We start from the raw sequence: 15,186 nt of genomic DNA on the forward strand, positions 1-15,186 counted from the left end.
CGAGATGAGTACCGACGTGGCCGGTTCGGCCGCGCTGACGTCGTTGCGTTCCGCGCTCACCTGGGCCGCGGACGCTCTCCGCGCGGCGACGCAGGCCGAAACCGACGAATCCGGTGCCGGTCTCGTGCTCGCACTCGCGCTGACCACCACGCTCGACGCCGCGGACGACTTCGGCGTCGCGCTGGGCGGGTTCCTGGCCGCGGTGGAGGTCGGCGCGGCCGGCACCGACGCGATCACTCACCGCGCGGCCGCGCTGACCCAGCTCGCCGACGAGGTGCAGCGGCTCCGGGTGACGGTGGCCGCACAGCGCCGGGCCGACGTCGAGCGCGCCGAGCTGAGCGCGGAGTACGACCGGCTGACGGCCGAGCTCGACGGGCTCCGGCGCGCCGCGGAGCGGGCCGAGCTGATCCCCGAGCTCAAGGCCGCTGCCCGCATGCTGCGCGGATCGGTGGACTCGGCCGCGGCCGAGTCCGGTCTGGCCGAGCGAGCGGTCACCGTCGCGGCCGCCGACTTCGGCGACCAGCTGGATCGCCTCCTGCCCTTGTTCGAGGGCGAGCTGCGCCGCACCGTCGCCGAGGCCCTCACCGCCCAGCGGCGGCTCCGCGACACGCTGCGCACCCGCACCGAGGCGATGGCCGATACCGAGCTGGAGGCCACCCGCCTCGCCGCCGAGCTGGCCGACGTCGAGGCCCGGCTGGAGGCCGCCATCGGCTCCCACCAGGACCGATGCTCGGCACTCAAGGCCCACGTCGCCGACGACCGGCGTATCAACGAGAACGTCGGCCGCCTGTCCGAGGTCGAGACGCTGCTCAGCCGCGCCGACGGCATCCTGACCCGTCTCCTCGACGAGAACGCGGACGCGGCCACGCGTCTGAGGGCCACGCGGGGACTGAGCGGAGATCAGACGTGAGCTGCTACTGCCGCCAGACGATCCAGGTGTCCACCTCGGAGTGGGCGATCGCGAGCTCGGCCCGCGACGAGCTCGCACGCCTCGGCTCGACGATCCCCGGCCGGCTGGCCGACCTCCGCGCCCAGGCCCGGCGCGACCTGGAGCAGAGCGTGGCCGAGCTCGGCGCCCGGGCGAGTGCGTCCGAGCGGGCGCTGGCCGGGCTCACCGGTGCCGCCGCCGACCTGAACCGCTCCATCGACCGACGGCTGGCCGGGATCGACCGGGACGTCGCCGCCGGGATCGGCGAGCAGCGTGCGCTGGGCGTCGAGCTCAAGGACCTGATCGCGGCCGCGGGCGCCCGGTTGAACGCGGCGGTCACCGCCGAGCGGCGGGCTCGCGAGGTGCAACTGGCGGCCCTCCGCGCCGATTACCGGTCCTTGGCCGACGCCCGGTCGTTCGCCGCCGGGACCGCGCGCGACGTCCTCGCCGGCGCTCGGGCCACCGCGACGCTCATCGCGGACGCCCTGCCGCACGAACGCTTCGCCCCGGGGCGGCTGGCTCGGCTGAACGCCCGGCTCGACGACGCGGTCGCGAGCGCGAACTCCGGATTCGGCGAGGCCGCGACGGCGGAGGGGCAGGCGGTCCTGGCCGAACTCGTCGAACTGCGGCTCGAGGTCGAACTGGCCGACCGCGACCATCGACTGCTGCGAGTCACCGCGTCCGAGGCGTTGGGGCTGGTGGAACTGGCCACCGAGGACGTCCGGACGGTTCCCGCGGTCGACACCGACGGCAAGCCGATCGACGTCACCGTGGACGTTCCGTACTGGTCCGCCGGTGCGTACGACGAGCTGATCGCCGACCTCGCCGAGGCCCGGCGCGAGATCGACGAGGCGAGCCCGGAGCGGTTGCGGGAGATCGTCACGGTGGTGGCGCCCGAGCTGGAAACGCGGTCGGTCCAGGTGGCGACGAACGCCCGCAGCGCGCAGGCGCAGTCGCAGCTGCGGGTCAACGTCGCCGATGTGGCCGCCGGCGTGCTGGCCGACCAGGGCTTCGAGCTGGAAGGCGGCGTCTGGGCCGGCGGCGACGACCGCAACGCGTTCCACGCCTGGCTGGTCCATCCCGACTCGACGGAGGTCGTCCTCGTGGTCGAACCGAACGCCGACGGCACCGGCAGCCCGGCGCTGCGCCTGGAGTCGTTCGACTCCGCGGACACCGCGGCGGCCGAGGAGATCCGGAAGCAGCGCGGGCTCGACCTGGCCTCGGCCCTTCGCGACGCCGGGCTGGGCGCCGGGGTTCCGTCCCGTGACCAGGGCAAACCCGACCCCGCTCTGCGTGACCTCGACCGGGTCGAACGGACCGCGCCGGTCCGCCGGCGCGGTTAGACGCGGCCCGCGTCGAGCGTTGTGAGGATGCGCGCCAGCGTCGGTACGTCCACCCCGCTGGGCGCCTCCACGGCGGTGAGGATGCCGACCATCGAGCTGGCTTCCATCAGCGCGATCCGGGTGGGCGGGTGGCCGGCATCGCGGAGCTGGTCGCTCAGCGCCTGAATGATCCGGTTCGGCCACTCGGCCGACTCCGCCGCCTGGCACACCGCCGCATAACCCTCGACGACACCGGTGCTGATCTCCGAGCGTCCGTCCTTGGCCAGCAACCGGCCGAGCGGTGTCGGCGGCCGCCCGCCGTCGAGGTAGAGCAGCACGGTGAGCATGCCGACCATCCGCCCGTTGCGGTGGTCCGGCGCGGTCAGCGGGATCCACCGGCTCAGCACGTCGATCCACCGGCGGAAGCTCGCGGCGCCCAGCTCCGGCCCGTAGCGGCACAGCCAGACCAGCGCGTTCCACAGCTCCGGCCGCAGCTCCGCCGCGGCCGGAGCCGTCGCCCGCAGCGCGCCGAGCGCGTACTCCACCGCCTCCGGCGCCCCCGGAGGCCCGGCCAGCAGAGCCCTCAGGTCACCCAGCGATCCGCCACTACTTTCCGGCGGACGCGAAATCGCGAGCGGTCCGAGCTCGGCCTCCCGGTGGATCGGCGCCAGCACCGACAACGCGTGCTTCAGGTCGACGCCGTGCGGCCGGCCGTGGAAGGCCAGGTGATCGATCAGGGCCGCGGTCTCGGCCGGTCCGTCCACCAGTTCCCAGAGCAGCGCGCGGTACCGCTCGGTGGGCTCGCGCACCTCACCCCACTCCCGCGACTCGCCCCATCGGACGGCCTCGTCGCCGGGGCGCGTCCGGGCGGTGACCGCGAGCCGGATCCGGTGCTCGGCATCGGCCTGCGCCCAGGTGCTCACGGTCAGCCGGGCCCGCTGGCCGTACGGAAGCAGGGACGTGACCGCGTCGAGGAACGCCAGCCGCTGCGACACGTGCTGCTCCGTCGTGACCGGGGGCGCGCCGAGCACCGCGACCGGGCTCTTGAGCAGCAGCGCGGTCGTGTCCACGACCAGATCGAGCCCGGCCCGGTCGATCTCGGCCTCGAGCGCCTCGGGGTCGAGCGGCGGCAGCCGGAGTTCGAGCGTCGCGCCGTCCGGCCGGGACGGGATGTCGGCGGCGCGGATCGCGCGGTACAGGTCGGTGTAGGTCACCGGATGGCCGGCCAGCATCGCGAACGGCACGCACGCGAACGTCGTGGTCGCGATCGGACGCCCGGCGGCGTCCAGATCCCGGGTCCACTCCCGAACCGCGAGCCCGAGGACGCCCGGCCGGCCGGTGCGGGCCGCATAGCCGGTCGACACCCACGGCAATGCGTCCGGCGTCGGGCGGGCCGACGGGGGACGCGGTGTGCCCGGGCTGAAGCGGGAGAGGATCGCCAGGTACTCGCGGGGGGTGAACGTCGTCCGGTCGGACCGCAGGATCCGGTAGTCACCGGCGGCTCCCGGGGTCTTCCCGAGTACCGCCCACCCGGCCGCCAGAGGCAGCCCGGCCACCCTCAGCTCCCGACGCCCGCGGCGCGGACCTTCTTTTCCAGCCAGAGGAACGGCTCCAGGACGCTCACCGGGCGGACCTGCGAGCGGATGACCGGGGCCCCGTTCGGCGTCACCCGCACGTTCGAGTGGTCGTGGAGCAGGAACCGCCCGGTCGGGCCCACGTAGAAGCCCACCGACGAGCTCGCGAAGTACTGGACCCGATCGGGGTGGAAGTACCGCTGGATGCTGGCCCGGACGATCGCGCCGGAGTCGTCGGCCTGGTCGGGCGTCAGGTGCTCGAACAGCTCACGGGCGTACTCGGGCGGGACGTACGGCAGCATCATCTCGTCGGTACCGGTGAACACCGCACCGATCCGGAACGCCTCCCGGAACACGTCCTGGTCGTCGAGTTTGGTGATACAGACCGACAGGTGGTGCGGCAACTTGCCGTCGGTGATGCGCCCTAGTTCGTCGGCCCGGCGCACGAGTTGCTCGAGCGTCCGCTGCACGTAGCTGTACGGCGTGCGGCCTTTGGGGTCGAACAGGTAGACGAGCGCGTCGCACTGCGCGAGGTGGCGGTACATCCGCTCCAGGTCGTCTTCGGGGATCTCGGGGTCGTCGAACGCGCTCAGGCCCTGGTCGTCGTCGTCCGCGCCGAAGTCGAGGTCGTAGCCGCCGTCGTCGTCGGGCTCGGGCTGGACGTTCGCGAACAGCCGGCCGGCGACGTCGACCGTCTCGACCTCGAACACGTGCTGGGTCGGGCGCCGGCGGCGTAAGAACCCGGTGCGGACGTCGGGCCCGCGGCTGAAGAACCGCCAGCCGAGCACCGTGGAGTTGCTCGTCGCGCTCGGGAAGATGCGCAGTTCGTCGAGCTGATGCGTGCTCTGGCTCAGGAAGTCGGACGCGGTGTCGTCCCGCCCGGCGATGATCCAGTCGCTCTGATCAGTGGGACGGACCACCGCGATCTGCAACGCGGCCAGGAACGACGTCTTCCCGCTCTGCGGTGCCCCCCACAAGCCGATGCGCACGGTACGCGCCGGTCCGGTCTGCGAGGATTCGGTCCCCGTTGCCAAGCTCACCATCGTCCCCAGACCCCCCGACGCGCCCCCACGTTCCACCGTCCACTTTCTCACGACGGGGCGAGGCCGAGGGTCGTCGATCCGGTCAGAAACTCCGGTAGTCGCGGGGGGAGAACCGAGGCCCACGGCGGGGCGGACGGGCCGCCGGGCCGACCTCGACCAGCCGGATCGCCCGCGCGCGATGCGGTGCGTACGGCGCCAGCACCTCGAGCATCCCGGCGTCGTCGAGCCTTCGCCCGACCAGCGCCCAGCCGACGACGTTCGGCAGGTGGTAGTCACCGACGCTGACCGCGTCCGCGCCGGACATCGCGCGTTGCACCGCCTCGGCGGCGGTCCAGGGGCCGATGCCCGGCAACGTGCACAGCACCCGGACGGCGTCCGCGACCGATCCCGAGACGAGCTGATCGAGCCGGGCGGCCACGGTAGCCGCGGCCCGGATCGCGCGCCGCCGGGACACGTCGACCCCGGCCTTGTGCCACTCCCAGTCCGGGATCGCCAGCCAGTCGGCCGGGTACGGCGCCACGGCCATCCCCGCGGGTGCCGGGCCCGGCGCAGGTGACCCGAACCGCCAGACCAGTTCACGCCACGACCGGCGGGCCTCGATGCCGGTCACCTTCTGCTCGAGCACGGCCACCGACACCTGGTCGAACAGCAGCCGCGTGGCCGGGAAGCGCAGTCCGCCCCCACAGATGCGCCAAGCCTCGGACAACACCGGGTGCGGAGCGGCGTCCAGCACCCCGACGAAGTCGTCGACGCGGTCGTCGGCACAGAGCAGTGGGGGGAGGTGCTCCAGCATCCAGTCCGCACCCGGCCCCCAGGCCTCGGCCACGACCGTGTCGGTACGGCGCAGGCGCAGCGTGACCGGCCCGGACGGCGTCGGGGCGGTCCGCCACAGCGCACCGTCGGTCAGCCGCTGGGTGGGGTCACCCTTCCCGCGGGCCAGGTGCCCGAGCGATCGCCGGATGTCCAGCGGGAAGTCCGGCCGCCACTCGCGCGTCCGGGGCTCGGAGACGACGGCCTCAGCAGAGATTGCTCGCACCCTTGTTCCTGAGTGCCTCGACGAGCTTCTTGACCTCCTGCGCCCGGTCGCGGGGGCAGACCAGCAGCGCGTCCGGAGTATCGACGACGACCACGTCACGCATGCCGAGCAGCGCGACCGTGCGGCTCGCGCTCGGCACCACCATCGAGCCGGTCGTGTCGACCGTGATGATCCGGTCGGCCGAGCCGACCACGACGTTGCCGTCCGCGTCGGCCTCGAGCACCGCGCCCAGCGTGTCCCAGTCGCCCAGGTCGTTCCAGCCGAACCCGCCCGGGACGACCGCGACCTGCTCGCGGGCGGCCGCGTCCTCCATGATGCCGTGGTCGATCGAGATCTTCGGCAGCCGCGGCCAGACCTCGGCCAGCACCTCGTCCCGGCGCGGCAGGTCCCACGACTCGCAGATCTTCATCAGACCGCTGTAGAGGTCGGGCAGCTGACGCTCGACCTCGGCGAGCAGTGCGTCCACCCGCCAGACGAACATGCCGGCGTTCCAGACGTACTCACCGGAGTCGACGTACTGCTTCGCGACGTCGGCGGTGGGCTTCTCCTTGAACTCCAGCACCTCGCGGGCGCCGGTCGGCAGGTAGTCGCCACAGCGGATGTAGCCGTAGCCGGTCTCCGGGTGCGTCGGCGTGATGCCGATGCAGACCAGCTTGTGGTCGGCCGCCGTCTTGATCGCGGTCTTCACCGTCGAGACGAACGACCGCACGTCGCGGACGACGTGGTCGGCCGCGAACGAGCCCATCACGGCGTCCGGATCGCGACGCTGGATCAGCGCGGCGGCCAGCGCGATCGCCGGGCCGGACTCCTTCGGGCCCGGCTCGACCACGATGTTCGACGCCGGCACCTCGGGCAGCTGGCGGGCCACCGCGGCCGCGTGGGCGGCGCCGGTGACGACGAACGTGTCACCGGGCAGCGACAGCGAGCGCAAGCGGTCCATCGTCTCCTGGATCAGCGTGCGATCGCCGCCGGTGAGCGGGTGCAGGAACTTCGGGTGCCCGGCCCGGGAGAGCGGCCACAGACGCGTGCCACTGCCACCGGCCGGGATGACCGGGTAGAAAGCGCCGCTCATGAGGTGGCCGCAACCGCTCTGGTGAAGCTGGCCAGGTGTGCCTCGGCCGACGCGTCCCAGGAGAACTCGAGCGAGCGGGCGCGGCCGGCCTCACCGAGCTGGGCCCTGCGGTCGTGGTCGTCGAGCAGCGCGGCCAGGTCGGTGCCGATCTGGTCGGCGTCTTCGCTGGTGTAGGCGACCGCTTCGCCGCCGACCTCGGGCAGCGAGAGGCGGGGGGTCGTCAGCACGCAGGCGCCGCAGGCCATGGCCTCGAGCACCGGCAGGCCGAAGCCCTCGCCGTGGCTCGGGTAGGCCACCACGATCGCACCGCCGAGGTAGCCGGGCAGGTCGGCGTAGCGCAGGTAACCGGGGCGGATCAGCCGCAGGTGCGGCGGGATCTCCTCGATCGCGGTGTCGATCTCCTCGTCGTGGCCGGAGCCACCGGCGATCACCAGCGCCGGCGGCGCCTCGCGGTGCTCGCAGGCCCGGGCCCAGCCGCGGATCAGGTTCGGGACGTTCTTCCGCGGCTCCTGGGCCCCGAGGAACGCGACGTAGCTGGCCTGGCCGATACCCAGCCGGGCCCGGACGCGTGCGCACTCGGCGTCGTCGGGCACGTGGAACACCCTCGGATCCACACCGTGGTAGGCGACGTCGAGCTTCGTCGGGTCGGCGTCCAGCAGGCGGATCAGCTCGTCGCGCGTCGCCTTGCTCGGCACGATCACCCGGGACGCCCGGCGCATCGCGGTGCGGGTCGCCGACCGGAAGAACGCGCCCTTGCCCTTGTCGTAGTGCCGCGGGTCGGTGAAGAACGTCGCGTCGTGCACCGTCACCACGACCGGGCAGGAAACCCGCAGCGGCTGGGTGTAGTGCGGCGAGTGGACCACCTGGGCGGCGACGTGCTGGGCCACCAGAGGCAGGCCGGTCTGCTCCCACGCCAGCCGGGCCGGACGGTGGGCCACCGCCGCCGGAGCCGGGACCACCGTCGCGGCCGGAACGAGCCGGCCGTAACGCTCCGCATCGGCCCGCTGGCAGACGACTGCCAGATTTGCACCCGCTCGGCCGAGGGCTGGTAGCAGCCCGTCGACGTACCGACCGACGCCACCACGGTCCGCGGGGACCGCCGTGGCGTCGACAAGGACTCGGGGGCCGTTGCCGCCTGTCACCAGTTGTCTCCTCGTCGACCTGTTCGTCTTACCCAGGTTGCCGACTTGCGCCTGTACCCGGGGTCGGCCGTGACCCCGTTCACGGAAGGCCTCCCCGGCCTCCCGCGCTGTAGAGCGTACGCCCGAGTGGCACCCGTCACCGCACGGTCGGCCCCGTCCGGCTGGGCGGATGAGGATGCCCCGTCCGGATAGTGACACGTTCCTCCGCTGTCCGGTTAGCGGCCACTGGATCAATTCATTCCAGCGTTTCCGGAGGGTTTCCTGGGGCTTCACCTGAATGCGGACGGTGACCGCCGGGGAGTCCCCGACGGCCACCGTAGCGGGTCGGATTACTTCGTGAACCCGATGTAGGTGCTCTTCAGGTTGAGGTTCACGCGGAACTGCGAGCCGGTGACCGTCACCGCGGTCGACTTGCCGCCGGCCACCGTGCCGTACAGCTTGATCGACTCCGCCCGGCCGCCCCACTTGCCCGCCCCGGTGCGAGTCACGACCTGGATCGCGCTCACCGAGGTCAGACCGGCGGCGCCGTCGGCCGCCGCGAGCCGCGCCGGGGTCAGCACGACGCTCCAGTTGGTCGCGGACGAGGCCGCCGCCAGCGTGTACGGGTCGGCCTTGGCCGGCAGGTAGCCGACCTTGCCGGGCGCGGTGTAGCCGCCGCTGTCGGAGGAGAACTCCGCGCTGATGATCTTGCCGCCGACCGTGAGCACGGTGCCCGCGGTGGCCGCGATCGCCGCGTCGGTGGCCGCGGTCTGCGACAGCGCGCCGTCCCAGCACTGGTTGGCCTGGGTATCGATCACGTCGTAGTAACGCGACGGGGTGATCTTCGCGGCGGCGTAGGTCCGCGCCGCCAGCGTCTGCGCCTGCAGGGCCGCGGCCGGCCAGCTGGACGGCATCTCCGAGGCGACGACGCCCGACAGGTACGTGTCGAGCGGCATGTTCGCGACGAACCGGGCCGCGTTGTCGGAGACCACCGCGGTCAGCGAGCCGGTGAACGTCACGCTGCTGCCGCCGCGGCAGTCGCCCTTGGGCGTGCTGTAGTCGACCTTCAGGGTCTTCGGACCGCTGAACGTGACCGGTGCGGCGAGCGTGTAGCCGGTCTTCCAGACCGAACCGACCTTCTCCTGGACGACGTAGCTCGCGCCGTTGCGGGCGACCCGCCAGGCCGCCTTGGCCGGCAGCTTCACGGTGGTGCCGTCGGCCGCCTTGGCGACGACGCCGCTCACCGTGGTGCCCGCGGTCGGTACGAGCGCGAAGAAGCCGTTGTCGATCGCGGAGAGCCGGACGCGCAGGTTCGGGTTGCCCTTCGCGGTCAGCGCCGCGCCGGGGTAGTAGAAGCCGACGATCTGGGTCGCGGTCAGGCCCTGCTTGGCGGCGCCCTTCGCGCCGTACTGGCTCAGGCCGCGGCCGTGGCCGTTACCCGCGCCGAAGAGCGTGAGGCCGGTCGCCGGGACGGCGGTGGCGCCGGTCGGCAGCGCCGGGGTGACCGGCGCGGTGGTGACGGCCGCGACCGGCTTCGTGGTCACGGCGGGCGTCGGCGTGGGCCGAGCCACCGGCTTCGTGGACGTGGTGGGCTTGGCGACCACCGGGTTGGCGGTCACGGCGCCGAGCTTGTACGCGGAGACCAGGGACTTCGCGCGGGTGCGGACCCAGTCCAGGATCGCCAGGCCGTAGGTGCCGGGGCACGCGGTGGAGCTGGTGCTCTGGTGCGGGTAGATCGTCGGCAGCGTGAGCGTCGTCTTGGTCGTGAACTTCGTGGACGGGCCACCGGTGAGCGCGGTGGTGCCGGCCGGGTTGACCTTCGCCGTGCCGAGCTTGAACGCGGAGTAGCGGGCGACGGCCTCCTTGGCCGCGGCCGAGACGGCGACCTTGGTGTGGTCACCGATGATGCCGATGCCGCTGGTCCCCGAGTTGAAGCCACCGGCGTGCGCGCCGACGACCGCCCGGGTGAGGCCGCCGTAGCGTCCCTCCCAGACCCGGCCGAAACGGTCGATGAGCACGTTGTAGCCCACGTCGCCGTACTTCTCGGTGACGGCCATGTAGTAGTAGATCGAGCGGATCATCGCCGGGACCTGCTCGGCCGTGTAGCCGTTCGAGGTCGCGGTGTGGTGCACGACGATCGCGTTGACCTTCGGCGCGTAGGCCGGTGTCCACTTCAGGTACGCGGGGTTCGCGCCCCAGGCCGCGCGGCTGTAGATCTTGACGACGCCGTTGCCGTAGGCGGTGGGCGTGGGAGCAGCGGTCAGCGGGTCGGACTGGGCCACCTCGTCGCCGTCGGTGACCGGGGCCGGGGCCGGGGCACTGTCGGCGCCCGGGTCGATCAGATCGACCTTGACGTCGACCGGCTGACGACCGGAGACCGTGGTGACGACGACCTCGGCGGTCACCGCCTCGCCGGTCCAGATCAGGCCGGGGCCCTCCCGCACGTCCAGCGGAACCGCGTTCGTGCCGTTGCGGTCGTCGTTCTCGCCGTTGCGCGCCGTCGTCCACGAGGACCAGGCGCCGGAGGACGACGCACGGGTGCGGACCGCGACGCTGACCTTGCCGAGCGACGGGTCGCGCTGCCAGCTGACGCCGACCGCGGAGAACGAGCCGGAGACGACCGTGCGCAGCACACGAGGCTCGTCGGCGGCCGCCGCGGCGGCGGGGGCGAACGCGAGCGGGACACCGGCGGGCTGGCTGACGGCGGCGGACGCGCCGCGAGCGGGCCGGTCAGCGCTGCCGAGCGCGTGGGTGCGGACCGAGATCCTGGCCGGGGTGGCGGATCCCTTGACCGTGCTGCCGTCCGCGACGGCGGCGGCCGTCTGCTGGGTCGCGTTCGCGGGGACGGCCGAGGCCGGAGCAGCGGGGGCCGGAGCGATCGGGGCCGGGGCCACGGCCGCGGAGGCCGCGTGCTCGGTGGCCGCGCCGGCCAGCGGAAGGGCCGTGGCCGGTGCGAGTGCGAAGCCGCCGGCGACCGCCGCGACGACCGTGGCCGGGAGGGCGATGGCCCACCGGCGCGCTGTCGTGTGTCGAGCCATGAAGCTGATCTCCCGCGTTCGTCGAGCTACGGCTTGAGTCGTGGAGCTGGCGTCCACGAACAAGCCGTCGGCGGGTTCGGTTGCAGGATGAGTGAGCCGGACGCCGTGCACCCGGGGCTCACCCGGCGTGCAACGATGCGGCAACCGAACAGGCTCGAAGGGCGGCGGACGAGGCATGGAGACACCCGACGCGGTGCTGCGGAAGGCGCTCGCGGACGACCCCGGCCGCCCGTTGATCACCCAGTACGACGACCGCACCGGCGAGCGCGTGGAGCTCTCGGTCGCGACCGTCGACAACTGGGTCGCGAAGACCGCGAACCTGCTGCAGGAGACCGGGGTGGAGCCCGCCGCCACGGCCGCGGTGCTGCTGCCCGCGCACTGGCAGACCGCGGTGATCCTGCTGGGCTGCTGGCGCGCCGGGGTCGCGGTCGACTACGCCGCCGTCGCGGCCGGCGAACGCGAGGCGGACGCCGCCTTCGTCGCCGCGGATCGCGCGGACGAGGCACCGGACGCCGACGAGGTGTGGGCGCTGTCTCTGGCCCCGATGGCCGCACCGCTCCGCGAGGTGCCGCCGGGCACGGACGACTACGCGGTCGAGGTGCGCGGGCAGGGCGACCGGTTCACGCCGTACCGGCCGGTCGACGCGGACGGACCGGGGCTGATCGGCGTCGGATCGCTCGCCGAGGTGGTCGCGCTGGGGCGCACCCGGGCCGCAGAGCTCGGCCTGGCCTCCGGCGGCCGTCTGCTCGTGGGCACCGACGAGCGGAACCAGCCCTCACCGGTCGACTGGTTGCTCGCGCCGCTGGTCGCGGGCGCCGGTCTGGTGCTGCTGCGCCACCCCGACCCGGCCCGGGTCGACCACCTGGCGGAGACCGAACGGGTGACCGTCCGCTACTGACAGCAGAACCCCGGCTCGCGGTCCGCGAGCCGGGGTCCCTGTGCTGGATAGCTGTGTTGCGTCTTCTTGGGGTGCGCTGGGGGCTCCACCCCCTGGGGAGGATCGAGTGGAGAATCCGGCGCCCCTCCGAACCGTGTCGCCGAAGCGTCTACCGCGTGCTGCGGCGACGGGCTTCAGCAGAACCGGCTAATAAGTCGCCGTCTTGGACCCGGGTGGCCCCGGATCGCGGACGGCAACTCCTCGATTTAGCCGGTGGCCCTGGCGACGCTGCCACCGACTGAATCGGGACCGAAGCTCCTGCCATGCCACCTCCTTCCGGACGTCCAGATAAGGACATAACGTGTCTATCAGACTCAATGCCGCAATGGAAGCTTTGGGGCACTCTGCACCCAATTGCAACTCTGGTCTCGTTGGTATCTGTCCAGAGGTGTCTGCGCCGGGTGGCCGGAGATCCCTAGACTCACCGCGTGAAGCTCTCGGTGCTGATGCCCGTCTTCAACGAGGAACGCACGGTCGCGGCTGCGGTCAAACGCGTCCTCGACGTGGACTACCCCTGCGAGATGGAACTCGTCGTGGTCGACGACGGGAGCCGGGACGGCACCGCGGCCGCGCTCGCCGGGCTCAGCGACCAACGCCTGGTGCACGGCGCGCACCCGCTCAACCGCGGTAAGGGCGCCGCCGTCCGCACCGCCGCCGGTCTGGCCACCGGCGACTACGTCGTCGTCTGCGACGCCGACCTGGAGTACGCCCCGGAAGACATCCCGAAGCTCGTGCGCCCGGTGCTCAACGGCGACACCGACGTCGTCTTCGGCACCCGGACGTTCGGGTCGCACGCGTCGTACTCGTACTGGTACGTGCTGGGCAACCGGGGCGTCACCACGGCCTGCAACGTGCTGTTCAACTGCTACCTCACCGACCTCGAGACCGGCTTCAAGCTGATGCCGACGTCGCTCTACCGCGACCTCGACATCCGCGAACCCGGCTTCGGCATGGAGGCCGAGGTCGCCGCGAAGCTGCTCAAGCGCGGGATCCGGCCTTACGAGGTGCCGATCAACTACCGGGCCCGGGGCCGCGCCGAGGGCAAGAAGATCACCTGGCGCGACGGGGTCGAGGCGGTCTGGATCCTCGGCCGGATCCGCGCCGGCGGCCGGTGACCTTCTCGGTACTCGGCCAGGATCCGGTCACCGGAGAGCTGGGCGTCGGAGTGGCGTCCTGTGTGCTGGCGGTCGGGCGGGCGGTGCCGTGGGGGAAGGCCGGGATCGGGGTCGTCGTCACCCAGTCGCAGCCGCGGCGGGGCTACGGCCCGCACGCGCTGGCCGGGCTGGAGGCGGGCGTTCCGGTCGGGTCGGTGCTGTCGACGCTGCTCGGGCGCGACGCCGGAGCCTCCGGCCGCCAGGTCGCGGTGCTGGCTGCGGACGGGTCGGTCGCGGTGCACACCGGCGACGACTGCCTGGCCACCGCCGGTGACCGCTACAGCGACGGCTGGAGCGTCCAGGGCAACCTGCTCCGCTCCCCCGCCGTTCTGGACGCGATGGCGGACGCGTGGGTGCGTAGCGCGGCGCCGCTGGCCGAGCGGCTGCTGACCGTGCTGGAGGCCGGTGAAGCCGCGGGCGGCGATCTGCGCGGACGCCAGTCGGCGGCGCTGCTGGTCGTCGGCGGCCGCCGGGTGACCGAGCCGTGGGACGCGGTCGCCGTCGATCTCCGGGTCGACCACGCGGAGAACCCGCTGGCGCAGCTACGCCAGTTGCTGGCGATGCAGAGGGCCTACGAGGACGGGGACAGCGCGGCGCTGGCCGAGCTGGCCCCGGACAGCACCCGGGCCGTCCACGCGGCCCTGGACGCCGCCCGGCGCGGGGATCTGGACGGCGCCCGGGCCGCGCTGGCGGAGCTGCGCCGGAATCCGGAATGGGAGCGGTGGCTGCGCTCCGGGGCGATGGCCGGGAGGTTTCCGTACCTCACCCGGTTGCTCGACTGAGAAGGTCCCTTGACCCGCGTCTGACCATGGACAACGCTGGTGGTGCTGACGTGACCTGATGGCCCGGCCCCGGGGAGACCTGATGCGGCACTTCGGAAGCCTGGTTCTCGCCCTGATACTCGCGCCGGTGGCGTGGGTCGGTGTCGGGTTCGGTGGCAATCACCTGATCCGGGGGACGGTGCGGCTCCAGAACGCCACCGATACCGACCGATATATCGGTATCGCGATGTTAGTGGTGGCGGCGATCGCCATCGGGGTGCTGCTGGCGACGCGGCTGTCTCCGGTGGGGCCGCTGGTCGCCGGTATCGGGCTGCTCGCGGTGTCCGGGCTCGGGCTCTCGACGAGTTCGCCGGTCTACGACCTCGGCAAGGACGTGCTCAGCACGGCCGATCAGCAGGCGCTGGTGACGCCGATCGCGAACGGGTGGCTCTGGTTTCTCGGGGTGTTGCTGCTGATGCCGGTGGTGGTGCCCGCGCGGTGGCGGAAGAAGCCTCCGCCGCCGGCCCCGGTCCCGTCTCCCGACCGTCGCCTGCCCCTGGGCGCCCAGCCCCCGGGCGGACCCGGTGGACCTGGTGGGCCGGTTGGTCCTGGTGGACCGGTTGGGCCTGGTGGACCTGGTGGACCTGGTGGGCCGGGAGCGCCCGGTGGGCCCTACGGGCCGCCGCCGGGTGCCGGCGGGCCGGGCAGCTTCGGTGCCCCCGGGACTCCGGGCGGGCCGGGCGGGCCGGGCGGGCCAGGGCAGCAGGCTCCCGGTGTGTACGGGTCGCCGCCGAACTACGACCCGCCACCGGCCTACGACCCGCCGCCGAGTTACGACGCCCCTCCGGCGCCGAACTTCGACGACACCCCCGCCCCGCAGCCGACGAAGCCGTTCCCGGCCAGCTACGGGCCGTCGACCTACGGGGCGTCGCCGAACTACGACACCCGGCCGGCCGAGGCACCGGGCTCGGCGCAGTTCCCGTCCGCCTCGCCGTACCCGGGCAGCCCCGGCAACGTCGGCCAGCAGTACCCGGCGTCCACGTACCCGTCGGCGTACTCCGCCCCGGAGCCACCGCAGGCCCAGAACCCGGGCCCGACGAGCTACGCACCGACCGTCTACGGCCGCTCCCGCAACGACGACGACCCGGCCCCGCCGCCGCCCGACAACGACGATCCCCAGGAGACCCGCCGCCTCTGACG

12 protein-coding genes are annotated in these 15,186 nt (G+C 73.0%); 6 read left to right on the top strand and 6 right to left on the bottom strand.

Annotated elements, in window-relative coordinates; all coding sequences use genetic code 11:
- Window positions 1-4 precede the first annotated feature (4 nt).
- Together ACIBZJ_RS29110 and ACIBZJ_RS29115 are read left to right on the top strand one after the other, a co-directional pair.
- A complete protein-coding gene (locus ACIBZJ_RS29110; RefSeq protein WP_395935131.1) occupies window positions 5-910 on the top strand; it encodes a hypothetical protein in 906 nt (301 codons plus the stop codon).
- Entirely contained in the window at window positions 907-2,271 is a 1,365-nt protein-coding gene (locus ACIBZJ_RS29115) for a hypothetical protein (RefSeq protein WP_395935133.1), read from the top strand. The genes ACIBZJ_RS29110 and ACIBZJ_RS29115 overlap by 4 nt, the downstream gene beginning before the upstream one ends.
- Here the strand turns inward: ACIBZJ_RS29115 and ACIBZJ_RS29120 are convergent.
- From ACIBZJ_RS29120 to ACIBZJ_RS29145, 6 genes are all read right to left on the bottom strand, one after another.
- Complete coding sequence (locus ACIBZJ_RS29120) at window positions 2,268-3,806, bottom strand: hypothetical protein (protein WP_395935135.1); 1,539 nt, start codon at window positions 3,804-3,806, stop codon at window positions 2,268-2,270. The genes ACIBZJ_RS29115 and ACIBZJ_RS29120 overlap by 4 nt on opposite strands.
- Window positions 3,807-3,808: 2 nt before the next feature.
- Window positions 3,809-4,858 (bottom strand): hypothetical protein, encoded by a 1,050-nt coding sequence (locus ACIBZJ_RS29125; RefSeq protein ID WP_395935137.1) that lies wholly within the window; start codon window positions 4,856-4,858, stop codon window positions 3,809-3,811.
- Window positions 4,859-4,949: 91 nt separating this feature from the next.
- A complete protein-coding gene (locus ACIBZJ_RS29130) occupies window positions 4,950-5,903 on the bottom strand; it encodes a DNA-3-methyladenine glycosylase family protein (RefSeq protein ID WP_395935139.1) in 954 nt (317 codons plus the stop codon).
- Window positions 5,884-6,975 (bottom strand): mannose-1-phosphate guanylyltransferase, encoded by a 1,092-nt coding sequence (locus ACIBZJ_RS29135; RefSeq protein WP_395935141.1) that lies wholly within the window; start codon window positions 6,973-6,975, stop codon window positions 5,884-5,886. Before ACIBZJ_RS29135 ends, ACIBZJ_RS29130 begins: the two co-directional genes overlap by 20 nt.
- On the bottom strand, window positions 6,972-8,117 hold the full coding sequence (locus ACIBZJ_RS29140) for a glycosyltransferase family 4 protein (protein WP_395935143.1): 1,146 nt from the start codon (window positions 8,115-8,117) through the stop codon (window positions 6,972-6,974). The genes ACIBZJ_RS29135 and ACIBZJ_RS29140 overlap by 4 nt, the downstream gene beginning before the upstream one ends.
- Before the next feature lie 329 nt (window positions 8,118-8,446).
- Entirely contained in the window at window positions 8,447-11,134 is a 2,688-nt protein-coding gene (locus ACIBZJ_RS29145; protein WP_395935145.1) for a SpoIID/LytB domain-containing protein, read from the bottom strand.
- A gap of 175 nt (window positions 11,135-11,309) precedes the next feature.
- Here ACIBZJ_RS29145 and ACIBZJ_RS29150 point away from each other — a divergent pair, with 175 nt between their 5' ends.
- The 4 genes from ACIBZJ_RS29150 to ACIBZJ_RS29165 all read left to right on the top strand — a co-directional run bounded on the left by ACIBZJ_RS29150 (window position 11,310) and on the right by ACIBZJ_RS29165 (window position 15,184).
- Window positions 11,310-12,032, top strand: a complete 723-nt coding sequence (locus tag ACIBZJ_RS29150) for a TIGR03089 family protein (protein WP_395935147.1) — start codon at window positions 11,310-11,312, stop codon at window positions 12,030-12,032.
- Window positions 12,033-12,499: 467 nt separating this feature from the next.
- Window positions 12,500-13,186 carry a glycosyltransferase family 2 protein gene (locus tag ACIBZJ_RS29155; protein ID WP_395935149.1) on the top strand — a complete coding sequence of 229 codons (687 nt, stop codon included), beginning with the start codon at window positions 12,500-12,502 and terminating at the stop codon, window positions 13,184-13,186.
- On the top strand, window positions 13,183-14,007 hold the full coding sequence (locus tag ACIBZJ_RS29160; RefSeq protein WP_395935151.1) for a DUF1028 domain-containing protein: 825 nt from the start codon (window positions 13,183-13,185) through the stop codon (window positions 14,005-14,007). The genes ACIBZJ_RS29155 and ACIBZJ_RS29160 overlap by 4 nt, the downstream gene beginning before the upstream one ends.
- An 82-nt stretch (window positions 14,008-14,089) precedes the next feature.
- Complete coding sequence (locus tag ACIBZJ_RS29165) at window positions 14,090-15,184, top strand: hypothetical protein (RefSeq protein WP_395935153.1); 1,095 nt, start codon at window positions 14,090-14,092, stop codon at window positions 15,182-15,184.
- The last annotated feature ends 2 nt before the right edge of the window (window positions 15,185-15,186 follow it).

Origin of the sequence: Cryptosporangium sp. NPDC051539, assembly GCF_044454545.1 — a bacterium.
GTDB lineage: Bacteria > Actinomycetota > Actinomycetes > Mycobacteriales > Cryptosporangiaceae > Cryptosporangium.